Origin of the sequence: Fibrobacter sp. UWB16 (assembly GCF_900215325.1) — a bacterium.
Taxonomy (GTDB): domain Bacteria; phylum Fibrobacterota; class Fibrobacteria; order Fibrobacterales; family Fibrobacteraceae; genus Fibrobacter.
Genome location: NZ_OCMS01000002.1, coordinates 570,647 through 591,064 on the forward strand (window position 1 = coordinate 570,647; position 20,418 = coordinate 591,064).

At 48.3% G+C, this 20,418-nt stretch carries 15 protein-coding genes, 1 tRNA gene and 1 pseudogene; 7 read left to right on the plus strand and 10 right to left on the minus strand.

All coding sequences use genetic code 11. The features are described from left to right. Nucleotides 1-35: 35 nt before the first annotated feature. Nucleotides 36-108, plus strand: a tRNA-Arg gene (locus CRN95_RS07725). 73 nt (nt 109-181) lie between these two features. On the opposite strand, the gene CRN95_RS07730 is transcribed toward CRN95_RS07725, so the two are convergent. From CRN95_RS07730 to CRN95_RS07755, 6 genes are all read right to left on the minus strand, one after another. Further along, nucleotides 182-769 (minus strand): L-threonylcarbamoyladenylate synthase, encoded by a 588-nt coding sequence (locus tag CRN95_RS07730; RefSeq protein ID WP_088629202.1) that lies wholly within the window; start codon nt 767-769, stop codon nt 182-184. 101 nt (nt 770-870) lie between these two features. After that, nucleotides 871-1,278, minus strand: a complete 408-nt coding sequence (locus tag CRN95_RS07735; protein ID WP_088629201.1) for a YraN family protein — start codon at nt 1,276-1,278, stop codon at nt 871-873. Nucleotides 1,279-1,463: 185 nt separating this feature from the next. Next, nucleotides 1,464-2,969, minus strand: coding sequence for a serine/threonine-protein kinase (locus CRN95_RS07740; RefSeq protein WP_097020549.1), 1,506 nt, complete (start codon nt 2,967-2,969; stop codon nt 1,464-1,466). After that, nucleotides 2,966-5,080 (minus strand): ATP-binding cassette domain-containing protein, encoded by a 2,115-nt coding sequence (locus CRN95_RS07745; protein WP_097020550.1) that lies wholly within the window; start codon nt 5,078-5,080, stop codon nt 2,966-2,968. Before CRN95_RS07745 ends, CRN95_RS07740 begins: the two co-directional genes overlap by 4 nt. Nucleotides 5,081-5,092: 12 nt before the next feature. Continuing rightward, a complete protein-coding gene (locus CRN95_RS07750; protein WP_097020551.1) occupies nt 5,093-6,283 on the minus strand; it encodes a pyridoxal phosphate-dependent aminotransferase in 1,191 nt (396 codons plus the stop codon). Beyond that, complete coding sequence (locus CRN95_RS07755) at nt 6,280-8,697, minus strand: MMPL family transporter (RefSeq protein WP_097020552.1); 2,418 nt, start codon at nt 8,695-8,697, stop codon at nt 6,280-6,282. Before CRN95_RS07755 ends, CRN95_RS07750 begins: the two co-directional genes overlap by 4 nt. Nucleotides 8,698-8,729: 32 nt before the next feature. On the opposite strand from CRN95_RS07755, the gene CRN95_RS07760 reads away from it, so the two are divergent. After that, complete coding sequence (locus CRN95_RS07760) at nt 8,730-10,181, plus strand: BamA/TamA family outer membrane protein (RefSeq protein WP_235002941.1); 1,452 nt, start codon at nt 8,730-8,732, stop codon at nt 10,179-10,181. A 101-nt stretch (nt 10,182-10,282) separates the two neighbouring features. Here the strand turns inward: CRN95_RS07760 and ruvB are convergent, their stop codons facing one another. Continuing rightward, nucleotides 10,283-11,320: a Holliday junction branch migration DNA helicase RuvB gene (ruvB, locus tag CRN95_RS07765; protein WP_097020554.1), complete on the minus strand. Its 1,038-nt coding sequence runs from the start codon at nt 11,318-11,320 to the stop codon at nt 10,283-10,285. Between the two features lie 38 nt (nt 11,321-11,358). Continuing rightward, nucleotides 11,359-11,967 carry a Holliday junction branch migration protein RuvA gene (ruvA, locus tag CRN95_RS07770; RefSeq protein WP_088629194.1) on the minus strand — a complete coding sequence of 203 codons (609 nt, stop codon included), beginning with the start codon at nt 11,965-11,967 and terminating at the stop codon, nt 11,359-11,361. Nucleotides 11,968-12,291: 324 nt separating this feature from the next. Here ruvA and CRN95_RS07780 point away from each other — a divergent pair, with 324 nt between their 5' ends. The 4 genes and pseudogenes from CRN95_RS07780 (at nt 12,292) to CRN95_RS07795 (ending at nt 14,412) form a co-directional block, all read left to right on the plus strand. Continuing rightward, nucleotides 12,292-12,483, plus strand: coding sequence for a hypothetical protein (locus tag CRN95_RS07780; RefSeq protein ID WP_088629192.1), 192 nt, complete (start codon nt 12,292-12,294; stop codon nt 12,481-12,483). A gap of 137 nt (nt 12,484-12,620) precedes the next feature. Next, nucleotides 12,621-12,800: pseudogene (locus CRN95_RS07785) on the plus strand (putrescine carbamoyltransferase); the annotation flags it as partial. Nucleotides 12,801-12,873: 73 nt separating this feature from the next. Further along, nucleotides 12,874-13,584, plus strand: coding sequence for a type 1 glutamine amidotransferase (locus CRN95_RS07790; RefSeq protein ID WP_072830128.1), 711 nt, complete (start codon nt 12,874-12,876; stop codon nt 13,582-13,584). A gap of 285 nt (nt 13,585-13,869) precedes the next feature. After that, nucleotides 13,870-14,412 (plus strand): hypothetical protein, encoded by a 543-nt coding sequence (locus tag CRN95_RS07795; RefSeq protein ID WP_088629191.1) that lies wholly within the window; start codon nt 13,870-13,872, stop codon nt 14,410-14,412. Between the two features lie 824 nt (nt 14,413-15,236). Here the strand turns inward: CRN95_RS07795 and CRN95_RS07800 are convergent. After that, on the minus strand, nt 15,237-16,526 hold the full coding sequence (locus CRN95_RS07800) for an FISUMP domain-containing protein (protein WP_097020555.1): 1,290 nt from the start codon (nt 16,524-16,526) through the stop codon (nt 15,237-15,239). Between the two features lie 674 nt (nt 16,527-17,200). Here CRN95_RS07800 and CRN95_RS07805 point away from each other — a divergent pair. Next, on the plus strand, nt 17,201-18,721 hold the full coding sequence (locus CRN95_RS07805) for a hypothetical protein (RefSeq protein ID WP_088629189.1): 1,521 nt from the start codon (nt 17,201-17,203) through the stop codon (nt 18,719-18,721). A 92-nt stretch (nt 18,722-18,813) separates the two neighbouring features. On the opposite strand, the gene CRN95_RS14665 is transcribed toward CRN95_RS07805, so the two are convergent. After that, complete coding sequence (locus tag CRN95_RS14665; RefSeq protein WP_141099816.1) at nt 18,814-20,274, minus strand: hypothetical protein; 1,461 nt, start codon at nt 20,272-20,274, stop codon at nt 18,814-18,816. Nucleotides 20,275-20,418: the final 144 nt, after the last annotated feature.

Genomic DNA, 20,418 nt, shown 5'->3' on the forward strand with positions numbered 1-20,418 from the left:
TGCGCATTTTTTACTATATTCGCATGCGCTTACTCGCCTGGTTAGTTCAGATGGATAGAACGAGTCCCTCCTAAGGATTAAACTCGCGTTCGACTCGCGAACCGGGTATAGCAAAAGGGCCGCATCGTGCGACCCTTTTCTCATATCTTGTCATGCCCGACTTGATCGGGCATCTCCCTCTTTAGACGAGTTCTCCGCGGATCACTTCCACGCTGTCGCCGACGAGGCTCACAACGTTTGTCGGATTGATTTCGATATTGCCGCAGTCCACCATCATGTCTACGGAATGCTGGAACGTTTTCCAGAGTTCGTCTGTCTCGTAGATGTCTTCGTCGCTCAGCTTGGCGGCGGTGCTCAAGATGGGCTTGTCAAAGTGCTGGAAAAGTTCCTTGAAAAACGGGTGCGTCGGAATGCGGATGCCGATTTCCGGGCGCTTGACGTCGAGCTTGCGCGCAATGTGCGGATCGGCGGGGAGGATGAATGTGTACGGGCCGGGCACGCGCTGCTTGATGATGTTGAATGCAAAATTGCTCACGTGGGCGTAACCGGTGGCAAAGCGGATATCGGGGACGATGAGCGCCATGAAGAACTTTTTCATGGGCTTCTTGAGTGCATAAAGCTTGTGGATCGCCTTGGAAGATTCGGCGTTGCAGCCAATCGCGTAGCCGGATTCAGTAGGGTAGAGGACGAGACCGTCGTCTTCGAGAATTTCGGCCGCTTGCTTGACGATACGGGCTTGCGGATTTTCTGGATGTACTTCGAGTCGCATATTATTCTTTATCTGTATTTTCGCTTTTTGAGGAAATAATATACAAAAAAAGTCGGGAAAAAGCTGTGACGAAAATCGCGTTAATCGCGATGATGCTTCCGTTAAATCCGCGGGAGGACTTCGCGCCCTTCGAAGGCGTTTTTAAGGTGCATAAACTGGACCGGTTCCTGGTAGGCGCGGGCGCTCAGAACGTCGAAACGGCAAGGCTCTTCGAAGCTTTTGGGCGCGATTGCTTTTTGCGTTGCCAAGAAGTGGCAAGCGGTTTGCCAAATTTTCTTTTGCTTGAGAGCGTTCACGCGGGCGGCTGGGTTCCCTTCCTGACTGTTCCAAACGGATTTGACTTCGACAAAAACGAGCGTTCCGTTATCGCGAGCGACAATGTCGAGTTCCCCGCCATGGTAAGCGTAATTGCGGGCGACAACTTGATAGCCTTCGCGCATCAAGTACGCGACAGCATGCGTCTCGATAAAATTTCCCTTCGACCTGTTTTGCGATTTCTTCAAAACCATTCGCTCCCCTTTTTACAAGACTTTACTGGCCCCTTCACTTCGTTCAGGGTGACATTTCATGTTTTCATCACGTCATTCTGAGGCTATTCCAACTGCGTCATTCTGAGGGCGAAGCCCGAAGAATCCAGTTAAGTTTATATCAAGACTTTACTAGACCCTTCACTTCGTTCAGGGTGACGGTGATGCTATTTCAATTCCATCCCAAGCAGGCGAATTTCCGAAATAGCGTAGTCGTCGTTGTCGGCTTCGTGCACATCTTCGAGGTAGAAGCGGAGCTCCGTCGTTTCTACCGCCTGAATGTTCGGGTACTGCATCCCCCTGATATTCTCAAGCTTAACGCGCTGCTTGAACCCATCCTTCGTCTCGATGGTGAGCGTGTGCGGCTTCTTGAAAATGCGGAAGCGGTCGCCAAAAGCATCGTCCACGGACTTCTGGTATCCAACAGCAATGCCGATGTTCGTGATGAGTGTGTTCTGGTCGAAGTACATGGCGAGTACAGGGTTCAACGGCTTGAGCGGCATCTTGTTGAGCCATGCCGTGGTGAGGTCGCCATCGGTCAAGTTCTCGATCGGGTAGCCCTTTTTCATTTCGGGCTCGATGGCTCTCGTTTCGTAGTTCGCAATGACTTCGTTCCACTCGATTTCGTGTAACATATTCTGCGGCTTGTGCGTGAACATGAGCAGCATGAGCAAAATCACGATAAGCGGGAACAGCACCGAGAATGCCACTAACATGAGCTTGTGCGGAGTGAGGTTGCTGCCGAATCGCTTGGCGGCTTCTGCAATGGACGGAACGCTGCGGTGGCTTCCGGTCTTGCGGCCGAGAGTCGAATTCTGGTGCGGCGTATCGTGCTGCGGGAACACCTGGTCGCATTCGTCCAAAAATTCCTGCATGTCGTGGAAGCGTTCGTTCAGCTTTTTCTTGAGGCACTTGAGGATGAGCGCCGAAAGTCCATCCGGAATATCTTCGCGGAAAAGTTCTGGAGCCGGAGGCGGTTCCTGCACATGCTTGAGCGCAATTTCTACAGGGCGGCTGCCTTCGAACGGCAAACGTCCGCAAGTCATTTCGTAAAGGATCACGCCCATGCTGTAAATGTCAGACTGGAGCGTAACTTCGTCACCGTGGCACTGTTCGGGCGACATGTATTCGGGCGTACCCATCGTCATGCCGGTGCGGGTGAGGCGTTCCTTTTCCATCTCCTGGATGTACGAAATGCCAAAGTCCATGATGTAGACGCGGTTGTCGCGCGTGAGCATGATGTTCGATGGCTTCACGTCGCGGTGGACGATGCCCTTGCTGTGCGCGTAAAGGAGGCCGCGTGCAATTTGCTTGATGATGACTTCAATTGCCTCAAACGAGAGCTTGCTCTTGTTTTGCAAAATTTCGGCGAGCGAAATCCCTTGCACGTAAGTCATCGCGATAAAGAGCTGCTTGCCCTGCTGGCCAAAGTCGAACACGTGAACAATGTTCTGGTGGTCGAGTTCCTTCATGGCCTGTGCTTCGAGGTAAAAGCGCTTGATGGCCTCTTCGTCGGAGGTCGAGTCGAGAATCTTGAAGGCTACTTCGCGGTTTAGCCTTTTATCGAGAGCCTTGTAGACATAGCCCATTCCACCTTTGCCGAGCGTTCCCAATAGTTCGTAGTTTTCGTTAAAGGGGTACGGAAAAGTTAGCGGTTGTTCTGGACGTATCATCTTGGCTTCTTTAATTTGTGTAGTAAAATTGCAGTAACAATATAGAAACTAAGTGCGATGGCGATGGCGAAAATCGTGTTAAAAATATCGTCTTTTCGTTCTAGCAAAATGTTGAGGAGCGATGCTTGGTTGTAGCGCGACCAGATGACGCTCGAAAGCGCGCGGCCAATGGGCTGCATTTGGTCAAGCGGCACGAGGGCTCCGGCGAGGGCGACTTGCGGGATGATGAGGAGCGGCAAGAAGGCATTTGCCTGGCTCGTGTTCTTGGCGAGCGTACTCGTGAAAAGCCCGACGGTGGTTGCAGGGATGGCAATGCAGGCGAAAACGCAGGCGATAAGCGCAATTTGGGGGTGGGGAGTAATGCGACTACTGATAAACGCATAAACAATGGCGGTCTGCATCATCGTGAAAATGATGGGGAGCGTGCATTTGGCGGTTAGCGTCGAAAGTGCTGAAACTCCTCGGCGGAACTTGTCGCGGAGAATGTCTTTCTCCTGCACGATTTCACGGATGGAAAGCGAAAGCGCAAACCAGTTCGCACAAAGGATGATCGCAAAGGCGACGGTCCAGAGTGAACTTTGGTTGGAGAAAATTTGCGAGAGTAAAAATCCTATAATCGCGGGCTGTACAAAAAGTGCTGCAATGCGGCCCTTGTCGCGGAACCACTGCTTTGCGGTGATGCGCACGGTGTAGGCAAAATTGCGGGGAAGCTTGGTGCGTTCAAAGTAATACTTGCTGTCGCGCACTTTTTGCTCGTGCTTGTAGCTCTCGTGAAATTCCGCCGCCTTGCTTTGCGTGATGCTCGTGAGGAGCGCTTGCGGATCGTTCGTGTTGAAGTGCGTGTAGGCAGCCTGAACAGTTCCGAAGAACGCTTCTTCGCCCTGGTGCAGTACGAGAACTTTATTTGCAATTTGCAAAGCCTCGTAACTGTGAGTCGTGAGGATAATCGTGTGTCCGAGGAACGCTAACTGCTTCAAGTGCGTACAAAGGATTCTCGAATTGTACGGGTCAAGACCCGAGAGCGGTTCGTCGAGAATCACAAGTCCCGGATTGCCCATGAGCTCGCGTGCGAGCGCGACGCGGCGCATTTCGCCGCCGCTGAGCGTCTTCACTAGGTTATGCTTGCGTCCGCTCAGCCCGAAAAGTTCGCAGAACTTTTCGAGTCGCGCAAGTGCATCTTGCTTGAAGTTCCGCACGTCCATCGACGAACGCGCACCGTCGAGAATAGTTTCCTCGACGGTCAGCTCCGGGCGGAGCGGCGGGTCTTGCGGCAATATTGCAATGCGCCTGCGAATCTCGTTTTTGCGGTAATCGACACCGCCGATGCGCACAATGCTCTGTTTGTCGCAGCTGTTGATGCCTTGAATCATCTTCAGAAGCGAGGACTTTCCTTGTCCGGAACGCCCGATAATCGCAAGAATCTCGCCGGCGGGGAGTTTGAAATCAATCTCCTTTAATAATTGCTTTTTACCAGCAAAGACATTCACGTTTTGCGCGAAAACATCAAAGCCCGAATTTTGCGCTTCAATCAGCAAATCGTTATTGCGGAAACCGACTACGGCGGATTCAAAACGGCAGGCGTCACCGCTTGCAATTGTAATCGTGCGTGTGCGCTTGCCGCCCTCGTCTACAATCGCTTTCGCGAACTTGATCTCGGCACGATTTTCGCGGGCATTACCAGAATTCCCGCCAGCATTCCCTGCATCTCGCGCATCTCGGCTCATAATCCCGCGGCACTTCGCTTTCCCAATTCCAGGAATTTCAATTTCTCTCCATTCCGTCGAGAGCGTTACGGTCTGCATATCGCTTTCCGCTTCTCGCTCCATAATCAAAAGCGTCAAATCTGCGCCACGGAGCGTCGCTCGCAACTGCCTTGGCCCAATGAGAATCACGTCGCCATCGTTTATCACGGCGGTCGTCACGTCTTTTCCGTTCAGCATCGTGATGCTGTTCTGGGTCAAACTTTGCAAAATCCATTTGCCGTCCGTAAAATTCAGAACCGCATGATACCTCGAAACCATCAGGTTGTCAAATTGCAAAACGTTATCCGATTTGCGCCCGATGGTAAACGGTTTCGATGGGTCTGGATTGACGAGGCGGAATGGGAACATCGCGTTTGTCCGTTATTGTAGTTCTTTCACGAACGCTTCAAAGCGGTCGCAAGCCTTCGCGAGATTTTCGTCGCTTGCTGCATACGAGAATCGAACGCAAGTGTCGTCGCCAAAGGCGGCGCCAGGCACAATCGCAAGTCCCTTGCTTTCCAAAAGTGCGCTGCAAAAATCAATCGAGCCTGCAATCACCTTGCCGTCCGGAGTCTTTTTGCCGTAGTAATCGCTTACCGGTGCAAACAGGTAGAATGCTCCTTCGGGTGCGCGCGGCTTTGTCTTTAAGAACGAAGTGCGTTCGAGCATGTAGGCTCTGCGCTTGCGGAAGGCTGCTTGCATGGCGTGCACATTGCTCTTGTCCATGTTGAGTGCGCCGAGGGCGGCGTACTGCGCGATATTGCTCGGGTGGTGCGTGGCCTGTCCCTGAATCTTTCCGATGATTTTTGCAATCGGAGCGGGGGCGGCATCGTAACCGATTCTCCAGCCGGTCATGCAATGCGATTTCGAGAAACCGTTAATCACAATCGTGCGTTCTGCCATGCCGGGGAACACTGCGGCACTTGTAAATTCTGTATCGTAGACAAAGTATTCGTAAACTTCGTCCGAAATGCAGTAGATGTCCTGTGCGACAATTTCTTTGGCGAGTGCTTCAAGTTCGCTCTTGCTGTAAACGGCGCCAGTCGGGTTGCACGGGTTGTTCAAAAGAATTGCCTTCGTGCGCGGCGTGCAAGCCTTGCGCAAATCTTCGGCGTCAATCTTGAAGTTCTTTTCAATGCCTGCTTCAACAAACACCGGCGTACCACCTAGCCACTTCACAAGTTCCGGATACGTGACCCAGTACGGGGCAGGGATAATCACTTCGTCGCCCGGGTTAATCAATGCGGCGAGCGCGTTGAATACGGCGTGCTTTGCTCCGCTTGTCATGATGATTTGCGATGCATCGTAATGGAGCCCGTTTTCGTCTTCCAGTTTCTTTGCTACGGCCTTGCGCACATCGAGAATCCCGACAGGTGCGGTATAGCGCGTCTTGCCTGCGCGGATGGCTTCGATTGCCGCATCTTGAATGGGTGTGGGCGTTCCAAAGTCGGGTTCGCCTGCGCCGAGACTCACGACGTCCTTGCCGTCTGCGATCATCTGTTTTGCCATCGTGTCGATGGCGACGGTGAGCGATGCTGCAATATTTTGCGTTCTATCGGAAAGCGATTTCATTTTTTTGCTTCCTTTTTCCTGTGCTGTCTCAGACGGTATTGGTCGAGCGATCCTGCAATGAGGGGAAAGATGGTGAACTGGGAGATGAATATGCAGATAAGCCCTGTCAACGAGACGTAACCCATGCTGCGAAGCCCCGGGTGGGACGAAACGAGCATGCCGTATGTACCGATGAACGCGGCCATCTGCGAAAGGAAAATTGTAAAGAACTTGTCCCTGAGGATTGTAAGCGCGGTCCCAGTTTGTTTCTCGTAATAAGCCGAGAAAAATTGGAGGGAACCATCGACGCTTGCGCCAATCAAAATCGGGAAGGTCAGCGCGCTGTAAGCCGAAATCTGTACGTCAAATGCGTTGAGCGCTGCAAGGAACCAGCATGCCGCAAACACTGACGGAAGTGCCGTGAAGAAAGCCCTGCTCAAGCGGTTGTAATACACGAGCAAGAACAGGAACACGAGAATGGCGCCAATCTGTAACGGCCTGCTAATGTTGTTTGTAATTCTTTCGAGGAATATGGCGCGAGTAATGGGTGTCCCTGCGATTTGATAGGTGCCCTTGGCAATCCCTTCAATCTGGTGGAGTTCCTTGAACAGCTTTGTGCATTCGCTACCATAATTTTCTTCGATGTCGGTAAAGATGAACGCAAAGCGCCCTTGCTTGCCCTGCTTGTCACGGAATTTTTTTGCGATGTACTCCGGCGGTTCGAAATCGTCACTCTCGTCAAATTCGAGTGCCTGTTCGACCTTTTCCAGATTGTCGAGTTCGCTTTTAGAAAGCGCTTCGCGGAATTCCTGTGTCACCATGTTGTGCAAGTGGCGGAGCTTTTCCATTTTCCTCTGCTGCAAGTTCGGCGAGAACTGTGCAAGCGTAAAGATGGAATTGACCGTAGAAAGCTTGCCCTTGTTCTTGAGCTCGTTGAATCGCATCTGCAATGTTTCGCTTTCGGTATTGTCCGGGAGCATGACGATGACAGGCGTCTTGTTCATGAATCCTGTTTGTGCAATCAGCGAATCAATAGTTGCATCTTTGTGGTTGATTTCTGTTGCCGAGAAATCGTTGCGGATGTGGATCTTTGTTCCGCCGATGTAGAGCCCGACAAGGCTTGCTGCAATGATAATCGAGAAAATAATCCAGTTGACCTGATTCGATAACATGTAAATTCTGTGCTTGTGATGAATTTGCGCATGCGTTACCGAGAAAGGCTTTTTGCGCTGTGTCACTTGCAGAAGTGCCGTCGAGAAAAGGAGCGTAATGGCCCAGTTCAAAATGCAGCCCGTAGAACCGAGAACGCCAAGTTCCTGGAGGCCCGGCAGCGGAATCAGAATAAGACTGGCAAACAAGGTCGCAAAAGTGAAACTCGAAACTGCGGTCGAGGGGCCAATGCCGAGGAGTGCGCTTTCGATGCAAAGTTGCGGGCTCAATTTCTGTTCGCGTTCAAGGAAGTAACGGTTGAGCACGTGGTTGATAATCTGCAATGCCTGTCCGGGGAGCACAATGGCAAGCAAAAGCGTAAACAGGTTGATGCGCCCGTAGAACATGTACGAGCATGCCATCGTCGTGAAAATTGGCGTTGCAATTGGCAGTGCCGAAATAAAAATCAATTGCGGCTGCTTATAGAAATTGAGGATGAGCAAAAGCAGAATAAGCGTTGCCGTGACAATCCCGACCATTTTCGCTTCGGGCAAAAGGCGCTTGCCCGTCTGGATGGATTCGTAAACCTTGCCTGCATAATGGATGCTCAAGTCGCTTGGCTTTTCTTCTTTTTCAAGAGTCCTTTTGACTTTGGAATAAAGGTTCCTGTTGGCCTGTAATTCCGAAATGGAATGCGACGGGTAAATCTCGACGATACGGATAGTTCCGTTTTTGTTGGAATGGCTGGTAGAAAGCTTGTCGAAATATTTCTTTTCGAGATCGCTTAAAAGCTGTTCGCGCTCTTCCGAGGTCGTTTGCGTGATGGAATCTATCGCGCTCTTGAGGTCTATGAACAGCGGGTTGTTCTTTAAAATGTAGTCGTGCCTGAGCTTGCGAATGCGATGCACCATGATGTCGATGTCGCTTTCGCTTGCATAAAGGAACTTGTTCTTTTTGTAAAATTCAATGTCGGTTTCGAAGTCCGCAAAGTGGACCTCTGGACTCTGCTGCATTGTTTGCGCGAGATTCTTAGCAATGCGGTAGTTCGCGCTCGAATCGCCCGATTGCAGAATGACGATGAGGCTCCCGAGGCCGCCAAAGGCGTCTTCGATTTGCTGAACATTGCTGGGCTCACGCGCGCTTGTGATGGTATCTTGCAATTGCAAATCCCAGCGCAAGTGCATGATAGGGTAAATACTTAGGATACCAATCGCCAAGAAAACCGTAAGGATAATCTTGGGGTAGGTTGCTAATTTTTTGATTATTTTTGCAAACAGAGAAAACATCACTCTCAATATAACTATATATTTGGGTGGAAATGATACGTTTGGTGACATTACTGGTGCTTGTAGGTGTATTGAGTTTGCCTGCGCACGCGAAGGAGTCGCGCGAGACCGTGCAGGACACTTCTTCGAGTTCTATGTCATTTTTCGAAATTATTTCGTGGCCCTTTATCCATGTTATCCAGCCGTTCTTTGGCTCGCTCGTCTATCCGATTTCGGCCCCGTTGCATTACGCTGTTGATAATGGCGTTGCAGACAAGGCGGTGGACCTGATTACCTTTGGCGAAAAAAGGAACATCCTCATTTATCCGGTGTTCAACCTGAAGCCCGGGAGCTCCACGATGATCGGCGTGAGTTACCGACACCGGAACTTGTTCCAGAAAGGCGACTATTGGGTTTTTGAAGGCCATTTCTATGCCAATAGCGACGTGGATTTGCAATTACGTTATTCAAAACAAGCGCTGTTCGGGAAGCGGATGTACGGGTCTATGGGGTTCAACTTCTATATGGACCGCGACGATAGCTTTATCATTCCGGGAACGAGGGAATCTTTTCAGCAGGCCGATACGACAATCAACCTCACGGGGCGAATTGGGTTCCCGCTTACGGAATCGAGAAACCTGAACCTCAGTTTTGGTACTGGTTTTGAATACCATATTACCGATTTTACGGATACTAAGGATTCGGTGCTGGATGACCCGAAATTCCCGATTGAAGATCGTGCCCTTTACCAGAACCATTTTGAAATCCCGTTTTACGCGAACCTTGTCTTTGATAACCTGGATTTCCCTTATGCACCGTCAAGGGGCCAGCGCCTGAGCCTCAAGGCAACTTATAATTTGGTAGGGAAGTACGGCGGTATTGATGCCGATGACTTTATTGCTTCCGGTATAAATCGCAAGGAAGATTTGAAAGATGGCGGCATGAATCACGATTATGTGAGTGTTGAAGCGTTTTACCAGATATACTTCTATATAGGGAATGCCGACAAGTACGTGCTTACTGCAAAAGAAGGCCGAAAGACAAGAAGGTTCTATACGGACTTTTCCTTGAACGAAGCGCTTCGCGTGTGGCGCCCGGAAAACTTGGTAGAAACGCTTTTTGAACGTCGCGTCTTTGCGTTCCAGTTCCGATTCCAGGGAATGTGGGAAATGGAGAAGGGCGGAGCCCCTTATTCGGCGTTCCCAACGTTGAATGCCAGGTTCCCTTTGCGTGGGTACACGAGTTCCTGGACGTCTCCGTTTATGATGGGCTTGTCAACGGAATACCGCTGGCCGGTGGACCGCCTGGTCGATGGCGTCGTGTTTGACGAATACGCCATCATCAGCGATAAGATTAACCATTGGTCAACGAAAAATCTGTATAACTCATGGGGCTTTGGCGTTCGCGTGCGCAAGCCCGATATGTACCTGTTCCGTGTGCAGTTCGCCTTTCACAGTTGGCATGGCATAAGCCTCGTCATTACGATTGCCCCAGAATTCAGATAATTCCTTACAGCAACAGTTCTGAGGGCTTGCGCATTTCATCATTCTGAGGGCTTGCGCATTTCGTCATTCTGAGGGCGCAGCCCGAAGAATCCAGTGACTTTTTACAGCAATAGTTCTGTTTGCTCGCTGTTGAATGTTTTGGGAATGGGCTTGTGCAGCATCTTGTAGGCGTTTGCTGTGGCGACGCGCCCGCGTGGAGTGCGTGAAATAAGCCCCTTCTGGAGCAGGTACGGCTCGTAGACTTCTTCGAGCGTGTCCGGCTCTTCGCCCATGGCGGCGCTGATTGTTCCGAGACCCACCGGGCCTCCGTTGAACTTGTCGATCATCATCGCGAGAATCTTGCGGTCGGTCGGGTCGAGGCCTTCGCTGTCGATGCCGAGCATTTCGAGCGTCTTGAGGGCAGCGCGCTCGTCGATGATTCCTGTACCGCGCACTTGAGCCACGTCTCGGCAACGCCTGAGAACTCGGTTTGCCACACGAGGTGTCCCGCGGCAGCGCCCGCCGAGAATCTTGGCGGCTTCTTCCGAGAGTTCCACGCCCAAAATGCGGGCGCTACGCATTAAAATCTTGACGATATCTTTTTCGTTGTACAGTTCCAGGCGGTACTGCAACCCAAAACGGTCGCGGAGCGGCCCGGTCAAAAGCCCACTGCGAGTGGTCGCGCCCACAAGCGTAAAATGCTTGAGCGGGAGATTCACGCTCCTTGCCGCAGGGCCAGAATCCAGCATGATGTCGAGGCGAAAATCTTCCATGGCGGGGTAGAGGTATTCCTCGACCACGCGGTTCAAACGGTGGATTTCGTCGATGAAAAGAATGTCGTTCTCTTGCAGGCTTGTAAGGAGCCCCGCTAAATCGCTAGCCTTTTCGAGCACGGGACCGCTTGTAATGTGGATGTTGACGCCCATTTCCTTGGCTATGATGCTCGAAAGCGTTGTCTTGCCAAGTCCCGGAGGGCCTGCAAACAGGCAATGGTCCAGCGCATCGCCGCGCTGCCTTGCGGCTTCAATCGCAATCGAGAGACTTTCCTTGATGTCGTCCTGGCCTGTAAATTCGCTCAGGCTGGGCGGTCGCAGATTGCGGTCGGAATCGCCCTCGTCAAAAGAGCACTTCTGTGGAAAAATTATACGCTGATCTTCCATTTTTGTTTGTCATGCCCGGCTTGACCGGGCGTCTCCATTTACAAATATTTTAACGCCTCTGGGATAAGTGCGGCGGCATCGGCGCCATCCCCAAGAACCTCGACGGCCTTCACGACGGCCTTTTCTGCTGTTGGGTCCTTCACCCCGAGCGTATGCAGAGCCAAAACCGCTTCCATCTTTGCGCCCGTCAAAGCGCCGACACTTGTAATGCCGCTGCCTTCGACATCGCCGAGGGCCTGCAGCATGTTTGAAGCCTTTTCCTTGAGCGTAAGCGTCATCTGTTCGCAAGTCTTTTTGCCGAGCCCCTTGATTTTCCCGAGTGCCGCCTTGTTATCGCTGGCAATCATGTTCAAAAGGTCTGCCGGTGTGCTCCCGCTTAAAATGCGCTGGGCGAGTTTTGGGCCGACACCGTTTACATCCAAAAGCATCAGGAACAGGTTCTTTTCGGTCGTGTCAGCAAAGCCAAACAGCGTCATGGAATCCTCGCGTACCACGAGATTCGTGTGCAATGTGACCTCGGCCCCTTCTTCGGGCAGCTTGCCTGCAGTAAATGCCGAAATATTGATGCCGTAACCGACACCGGCGCATTCTACAACGACAAATGTGGGCGTTTTCTGCACCAGAATTCCACGGATTCGCTCAATCATAAAATCTCCAAATATGCACTTTTGTGCTACTGCACAAATATACAGTTTTTAAAGGGCTCTGTCAAGCCATTTTATACATCTAGGCGGGCTTAGCAAACATTTTCCATTTTGTCAGCCCATCGAAAACTGTATTTTCGCTTCAAAATCGCCGTTTTTAGTCTGTTTTGGCCATTTTTGGTTTCCGCAGCGTTTCCGTAGCCATACGATTTGGTGTGACAGAGCCGTGGTGATTTTTGCAGCCTAAAAACAGTTGGAATGCAGTGACCATGCAATTTTGTAAAAAAATACAGTTTGGCTTGACAGAGCCCCACAAGGAAGTGCAACATGAAAAATTCCGAAGTAATCAAGGTCACCAAGGGCCGCCAAAGAGAAGCCCTCAAAATCGTCAAGAGAATCGAAGCCAGGCTGATGGCATTCCAGACAAACAAAAAAAACAACTGGGGCCACGCCGGTTCCATGGGCGCTCTCTGGGATAAACTCATTGAAACCGAAACCTTCACCGACTTTCTCAAGTAATAGGAGCGACGCCATGACCCTCGAACAAAAGATGGATTTCCTCATTGAGAACGGAATCGCCACCGAAGAAGAAATCAAGCTCGTGACCTGCATCAACGGCTGGAACGACGAAACGTTTGACGACATCTACTATGCCCGCGCCGGCCCACTGCAAGGTCAGCCATTGCTTGCCCGCTCACCGCGGCGAAGAAATCACGGACTCCGTGATGGACAATCTCGACGTGAACATGAGCTTCGAAGAAGCAGAAAACCGCTTGCATGCACACAAGGCTGTGCTGTGGCAGGTCATGAAGCCGACTAGCGAATTCGGTAAGTAATTTTCGGCAGGCAAACCGCCCGCTCAAAAAATTAGCCCGCGAGAAATCGCGGGTCTTTTTTATATTTGCGGTTATGGAAACCTATATTTTTCAGCATGTTGAATACGAAGGTCCGGGAGCGATTCTCCCCTACCTGCAGGCCAAGGGGCACAACGTTCATATCGTGCGCCTTTACGCCGGCGACCCCATTCCTCATGAAGACGACGTGGACTTCGCCATCTTGATGGGTGGGCCCATGAGCGTTCTGGACGAAACAAAGTACCCTCATTTTGTTCGCGAAAAAGAACTTTGCTGCGACATGGTGCAGCTGGGCAAGCCCCTTCTGGGAATCTGCCTCGGTGCCCAGATGATCGCAAGCGCCTTTGGCGCGGCCATCAAGAAAAATCCCGAAAAGGAAATCGGCTGGTTCCCCGTCACCTTCACCGGCGATGCAGTCGAAGAAATGAATTTGCCCGAAAGCCTGGACGTTTTCCATTGGCATGGCGAAACCTTTGACATTCCAGAACTACCGGGCATTGCAGAACCATTCGCCTTTAGTGAAGCCTGCCAGAATCAGGCATTCAAAATCGGCAGCGGAATCGCATTGCAGTTCCATCTAGAAGCCACGCCCGAATCCATGGAAAGCATGTTAAAGAACGGCGACGACGAAATCAAGGCAGGCATTGCCGCAGGTTTTGACTACGTTCAAAACCCGAAGGACATCCGCATTGCCGGTAAGACCGCCATGGGCCCCGCCAACGAATTGCTGGTAAAAATCTTGGATTACCTGTTGGAAGAAAAATAAGCAGGATGATTTTGAATAAAGGCAAATAGGTTCTGTGACCGTTGGCTCTGTCAGGCTAATTCGTACTTTTTTACAAAGACTGCCAAAACGCTGCGAAAATGACCTGACAAAGCCTAACTACCAAGGCCAGTAGAAGAGTGCGACAAGGAAAATGACTCCGATTTTGCCTCATGATGTTCACTTTCTGCAAACACATGCACTCAGCTGCCGTTTAGACGCTCCGCCCGGACCACAACCGCTAGCACCACCAACAAAATAGACGGTCAGATTGCTATTTTATTGAATATGTCAAAGCAATTTATCGTTTCATTTCTTTTTATATGCGCCATCTCAATGGCGTTTGCGCATCCTTACGATGACATAGACTGGGAAAAAGCAAAAGCTCCCAACGGCTGCTTCAACAGTTCAGGAGCATTTTGGTGCGAAGATAAAGCAAAAGGTTTTGTCACAGTCACCATGCCTGCAAAAAGGATGCAATATCTTTATGCAAAGATAGATGGTCATTCAGGGTTCTATGTCAATTATTGTAAAGACCTCATTACCTTGCCGACAAAAACGGACAAACAAGCTGCCGCCGCCCTAAACAAAGGTGATTACGAAAAATTTCATGCCTATCTCACAGAAGCTATGATGACAGGTGATTTTACCTGGACTTGCATGGGTGAGCGAAAAATCAAATCTGTTTTTTGTCTTGGAAATAAAGATTGGAGTGGTAACTATTACATAAAAATTTCCAAGTATGATGAATATGGCATTTTGGACAGCGAAAAAGAAACCAGTACCCCAGAAAAAGATTACTGCAAAAAATTGTTAGACGCTGTTGAATAACTTACGGATTATCTACTGATTGCATACATGCTCACCATTATTTCGAATAATGCAGAATCTCTAAATATGAAAAACTGCTAAAAGCTAAACATCTTCTTTAGATAAAAAATAGGTCGTCAGAATGTGGATTTATAACGTGTGCAAGGTTCGCAAGCCGGAAGGCAACGGATATGAAATCTTGGAAAGGTTCACTGACAGAACCGCGGCGTATATGCTGATGTTCGCCTTGATGAAGGCTGACAAATCAGACTCAGTCTATTTCGTTGAGCGAATCTCGGATAAGAAACTTCGTAAATAGTAGAATAAGTAGTAAGTCATATCATTATATACAATAGTGGACACGAGCTTTTTCCAGGGTTACGAAACGGGTGTAAAAGCCCGTTTTTTCGTTGCTTCTGGCGGTCTTTTTAGGACTATCGAAAGAGACTTTATTTGTGATTCCACGGTGCGATTCTAGGCTGATTTTGGGGCTAAAACCATGTTCAACTATTTGGACTATGTTTCGCGAGTCCAGAAGTGCTCCAAAACGCGAATATGGCGATTCTAGCCTAAAAACGGTGATGGACTATTTTTGACGGGCTAGATATAGTGAACAGAAAGACATTAATAAAAACGGCTCTGTCAAGTCATTTTATACGGTTCCATTGCCATAGCAAAAAATGTCGGTTTCGTAAGCCCCTCCGAAGCTGTTTATTCACTACAGAATTGCAGAATTTAGACTTTTTTGGCCATTTTTGGTTTCCGCAGCGTTTCTACAGCCATACGACCAAGCTTGACAGAGCCCCCAATAAGACTCTGTCGGGTCAGCATTGGATAGGCTTACGCTACTTACAGTACCACATGGCCGCCCAGAACATAGTGTAAAGGTCATCTTCGTTGTTTCCGGCGCTTGTTCTGCTTGTGGATTCTGAATGGGGGTCTTTTATATAAACAGATATTGAGTCACTGTCGTCGATAAAGTACTTGAATTCTTCTTGCTTACTGTTTTTGAAATGCCAGGTGTTTATGTCGTCCATCAGCATTTCGTCGCACTGGTAAATTTTATCTGGATCATGGGGGATGCCTGAATGGGGTGCTTCTTGTTCGGGATAATCCATGAGGCAGCGAATGGAAAAGGCAAATTCCTTATTTCCCATCGACAATGGAAAGACTTTGTCGAGGCTTTGAAATTGTATGGTAGCGATTGATTCCGTTCCCATTTCGTTGGAAGACCAAAAGACTGCATTGTGATCAACCGGATTGAATACATCCGCTCCGTATTTAGGTCCGTTAGGGATCACGCTAAAGCCGTACTTGTCAGTACCTTTTGCTGTGTCGGCCCAAACCTCTGCTGACTTGAGGTCGCGGGCCGCAATGCTTTCACCGCCAACGGCGTTGAAAAGCTTTTGCCATTCCCAGTAAGAGGGTATGTGGAATCCTTCTGGGCAGATGCCTCGCGCTTGGCTTTGTGGCCTGCATAAATAGCCTTGTTGGCAGCTTGTATCAGTCATCGCGATGTCCCAGGTGTACAGGTATCCTCGTTGATTCTGGCTTTGGAATCCTTTTGAGGTGTACCCGTACCATGAATCTTTTGTGTTGGCATATTGGCTAGCTTTGTATCCCAGGTTCTCGGCCATCCAGGTGTAATCGCCGATTTTGACGGTAGCATAGTATTGATTGTCTCTGGAATCCTTGAAACAGCCATACTGAACGTTTGGGTTCAAGTATTTCCAGTTTTCTTTAAGCGCCGGGGCCTCGCTGCAGGGACTGAATAAGCTGGAGGAGGAAACAGTTGCAGACGAAGATTCTTCGGAAGACGATGATTTACCGGAAGAAGACGACTGTGATGACGAAGATATTTTGGAAGATGAAGATTGTCCAGAATGTGAGGATGTTGTTTTTGAACTGCTGCTAGATACAGGACTGCTAGACGTGGGCTTCGTAGAACTGCTACTTTTTGTTGATTGTTCTTTGCGGGAACTTGATACGGCATTGTCTTTGAAAGAGCTGCTACTGGTTTCTTCTGCAGAAGAAAAAGTGGCTATTTGATTGTCCGGTGAAGTAGAAGAATCATCGCCGCAACCCCAAAGGAGGATTGCGCTAGCTGTGTACAAAATGCTCAAAATTTTTTTCATAAGGTTTTCTTTTGTGAGAAAGTTCTTGTTATGTTGTAAAACTAGATAAATTTACTGTTAGCTTAGCCAGTACAACCCGAACTTTTTCCCGAGATTTGCGAAAACACAGCAAAATAGGCCGTTCGGCTCCAGTGAACCCGTAACATTGAAAAAAATACAATTTAGCTTGACAGAGCTCTTTGAAGGGCTCTGTCAAGCCAAATTGTATAAAAAAGCCCCCAAACCGTCATGATTTGGAGGGCTTTCTTGTTTGCCAAGAGCCTATAGCAACCCGCCGCCAGTTGTTGGAGGTTCCGACCCTGATGTTTCCATCAGCTGTGCCTGATGCTTGAGCTCAACCACTTTCACTGTAGGGGTTGAGTATTCCTTTTTCTGGTTACCCAAGCAAGTAAGGCCCGCCCAGTCGCAAGAAGTATATCTGCCAGAGCTGGTTTTGCAAACTCTTTCGCTAGTGCCGTTGATTGTCGCATCACTAAGAGTGACCGTGGCCCCATCGGCGATGGAAATCTTGTAAGGCTGAGATTTTCCTTCAAGCGTTCATACAAATTCTCCCGGTCGTAATGACGCCATTAACGTGTTTCGAGTAAAAAAAAGTTATACAATGAAAAAATAAGTTATTTAAAAGTATTTTGTTTAATACAAACAGACTCACCTAAGAAGGAATCAATTATTTTATGAACAACAAAGGCTTAATCATCACAGCTTCTGACGAACTCTCTTCAGCAAATGGCGATGCTGAAAAAATTAAGAGTTTAAGAAACGAGTACACTCGTCGTGCAGCGAACAGAACAATCATGGAGAACATGTTTAAACGGAACTGCATCACGCCAACTAGCATTCATAACGTAACTCTAGACGTGCTCAAAAGCACCATCAAAGAAACATTTCAAGACGCAACTGATTCAACATACAGTTATATTTACATCAACTGTCATGGATCCACAAATGCTCTGTGGCTATACATGAATGGCGACAGGACGGCCTCTCTTTCTTTTGCAGATTTGCGAGATATTTTGGACGAAATACCAGGAATGAAAGTACTACTTATCGAGTCCTGCCATTCTGGAGCAAGCATCACTCCCAAAAGTACTCTCAGAAAAAAAATCAACATTACCAGAGACGATCTAAGGGCATTCAGTCAATCCATCATTTCTGCATTCAAGCCTCGCGCAAAAGCAGCGATAGCTACAAGATCCGCAACAGTTAAGAAAAGCGCCCTACGATATGGCGAATTCAAAGTAATCACAGCTTGTCAAGCTGCCGAAAGTGCATGGGGTAATTTAAGCGGCAATAGATTCACGAAGCATTGGGCTAAAGGCTGTGGCTGGGACTGGGAAAACAACCGCAGTCAGGACCGTGCCGCAGATACCAACGGCGACAATCTTGTAACCCTCCCAGATTTGGTAGCCTACTCAAGACATGAAGTTATACAACAAAACGAAAACGGAAAAGTCGTAGAATATGATCAAGACGACGCGTGTTATCCAGAAAACGACTTTGAGCCGGTTTTTGGAGACAAACCGCTAAGCGCACGTGACGACGCCATCTACAAATACTACATAAGCCAAGGCGGAGTTGATAGCGTTTACAAGTACCCTATTGGTCCCATAACCAAATCGTCGTCCGGCATTACTTATCAGGAATTCGAAGGCGGTGTTATCGTAGAAAATAAAGATGGTTCCGCAGAAGGATATTCTAAGATTAAATTAGTCCTAAAGCACGTCGCGCAGGCTCACAAAATCAACGACGGCAAAAAGAATACAGATGCCGAATTATTCCTCACGATAAGCATAAAGCAAGATGGCAAAACAATCGTCGATGCTGAACGCTGGCCAAAACTGAGCATAAGAAAACATGGGGGCAAGGCGTTTGACATCGTTTACGAAGGAGCCGGCACTAACGCGCTTCACATTCCTGGTAAGAATGTATTCTATGTTTCTGACATTCTCAACGCCCAAAGCAAAATTGATGTAGAAATTGACGTATGGGATTTTGACTTACACAATCAAGCCGATAAGATCAGTTCTTTCAAGTATTCTCTTGACATGGACAACGGATGGGGATATGGCAAATCTCTAACAACAGATTTCAAAAAAACGGCTTTCAGAGGAGATCGGCGCATTAGAGAATATCTCCGCATGTCAACCGCAAATGATAAAATTCATCTAATTTTTGATATTGAAAAAATAGGCTAATTGATCCAATTAGTATCTCCGAAAATTTATCATACCAAAAAGAGCCGGTGAATGTACATCACCGACTCTTTCTTTAATATAAAACGTTTAATTTACTTCAAAATAACGTTCTTGGCGTTCACCATGCCATTCTGTTCAATTTTCACGACATAGCGGCCGCTCGGCACCATCCCGGCATTCCACTTGATTTGATGGACGCCCGGCTGGAGATTCTTTTCTGTGATGTTTGCGACAACGGCGCCATTGATTCCAGCGATGGAAATCTTCGCGTCACCAGCAGACTGGAGCTCGACTGCCACGGCAGAACGGTTCAAGCCCTTGATTGCCGGAGCGAGCGGAGCAATTGCAACATACGAGCTGTTCACAGAATTGTGCGCGTCGGCAACTTCGGCAGACTTGGCAAGATTCTGTTTTCTAGTAACCAAGTGATAATCTGTATTGTCGTCTCCATCCATAATGATCTTCATTCGGTCTATAATTTTCTTTTCATTGGCTTTATCTTCAGAAAGCTCGTAATAATACCAAGAATCGCTACTTCTCCCACTATCTTCATCATCTACATGAAGAGTACTAACAGCAAGATTTGGTTTGTTCACGTTTGCAAAAACGGATGTATTGTAATCGCTTGTATACGTGCCATCGAGTGGGTACACTCGAGTAGCATTTGGGTCTTTCGGAACAAAGCAGTATTCTAGAGTGACGTCTTTGCCAATGACGTTCGGCCACGCAGGGCCTATCACAGTATTCGAACCATTACTGTTTTCCGTATCATGGGTACGACTAAAAGGGATAGACCCAATGGGGCAGTTTTCGTCTAATCTTAAAACGGCATAATCATAGGAAACCCTAGGAAGTTCGTCAAATTCATAAATACAATATTTGAAATTAACATTGCGTCCCGAAACATAAACACCATTCGGTATCGGACCTGAAATTGCCGAGGTGCAACCAGATTTCTCGGAATTAAGACTTATCATGACATCTTGGAAAACTGTTGTTCCACCAAAAGTATTTCCACCGCTTTTGCATACCGAGCCGTTTTTACTAAGAATTCCAACCCTAGAACGAAGATTCGGATGTTGTCCATCTAAAATTTCTCCGTCCTTCGATTCAACAACGGCATTGTGGAAACCTTTTCCCCAAGGGTAAGGTCTCAGGGCATGATTGTACTTATTTGCTCCATTAATCAACGCCGTAAAGAATACTGTAGGTGATGAAGGATAGTAGCTATTTGAAGGAATATTTGTATTGCTAAAATCTAACATCACTCTCCACACATGCGAAGATACCCTCTGAAGTTCGATTTTTTTTGCATCAGCAGCGTAACCGGTTTTTTCCGGGATGAACAAGGGCATTTCGTTAGCTACATCATTCGAGAAATAAAAATAAACTTTAAATCCGTTCACGCCAAGGCTTCTCTGTGTCGAGATTCTAAAAGACGGTGAGAATATACCACCGCTCGTGCCAACTTGGTCATTAGGGCTGCCAACCACTGTTAACGCAGAGCTCATTGAAACGGCGGCCAATAAGACCGATAAACATAGTTTTTTCATTTTCTTTTCTCCTTGTTAAAGAAAAACTACGTGGTGAAATATAACAAAGACAAATTAAATGTCAATATGTTATCTATAAATTATTACAAATAATTTTATATATATAACGTTTGTTTGAAATAATGGCGTTTGAAAAGTGATATA

What these genes read in the sequence shown, in the direction of transcription:
- CRN95_RS07730 (WP_088629202.1), bottom strand. Translation starts at nt 769, where the DNA reads ATGCGACTCGAAGTACATCCAGAAAATCCGCAAGCCCGTATCGTCAAG.
- CRN95_RS07735 (WP_088629201.1), bottom strand. Translation starts at nt 1,278, where the DNA reads ATGGTTTTGAAGAAATCGCAAAACAGGTCGAAGGGAAATTTTATCGAG.
- CRN95_RS07740 (WP_097020549.1), bottom strand. Translation starts at nt 2,969, where the DNA reads ATGATACGTCCAGAACAACCGCTAACTTTTCCGTACCCCTTTAACGAA.
- CRN95_RS07745 (WP_097020550.1), bottom strand. Translation starts at nt 5,080, where the DNA reads ATGTTCCCATTCCGCCTCGTCAATCCAGACCCATCGAAACCGTTTACC.
- CRN95_RS07750 (WP_097020551.1), bottom strand. Translation starts at nt 6,283, where the DNA reads ATGAAATCGCTTTCCGATAGAACGCAAAATATTGCAGCATCGCTCACC.
- CRN95_RS07755 (WP_097020552.1), bottom strand. Translation starts at nt 8,697, where the DNA reads ATGTTTTCTCTGTTTGCAAAAATAATCAAAAAATTAGCAACCTACCCC.
- CRN95_RS07760 (WP_235002941.1), top strand. Translation starts at nt 8,730, where the DNA reads ATGATACGTTTGGTGACATTACTGGTGCTTGTAGGTGTATTGAGTTTG.
- ruvB (WP_097020554.1), bottom strand. Translation starts at nt 11,320, where the DNA reads ATGGAAGATCAGCGTATAATTTTTCCACAGAAGTGCTCTTTTGACGAG.
- ruvA (WP_088629194.1), bottom strand. Translation starts at nt 11,967, where the DNA reads ATGATTGAGCGAATCCGTGGAATTCTGGTGCAGAAAACGCCCACATTT.
- CRN95_RS07780 (WP_088629192.1), top strand. Translation starts at nt 12,292, where the DNA reads ATGAAAAATTCCGAAGTAATCAAGGTCACCAAGGGCCGCCAAAGAGAA.
- CRN95_RS07790 (WP_072830128.1), top strand. Translation starts at nt 12,874, where the DNA reads ATGGAAACCTATATTTTTCAGCATGTTGAATACGAAGGTCCGGGAGCG.
- CRN95_RS07795 (WP_088629191.1), top strand. Translation starts at nt 13,870, where the DNA reads ATGTCAAAGCAATTTATCGTTTCATTTCTTTTTATATGCGCCATCTCA.
- CRN95_RS07800 (WP_097020555.1), bottom strand. Translation starts at nt 16,526, where the DNA reads ATGAAAAAAATTTTGAGCATTTTGTACACAGCTAGCGCAATCCTCCTT.
- CRN95_RS07805 (WP_088629189.1), top strand. Translation starts at nt 17,201, where the DNA reads ATGAACAACAAAGGCTTAATCATCACAGCTTCTGACGAACTCTCTTCA.
- CRN95_RS14665 (WP_141099816.1), bottom strand. Translation starts at nt 20,274, where the DNA reads ATGAAAAAACTATGTTTATCGGTCTTATTGGCCGCCGTTTCAATGAGC.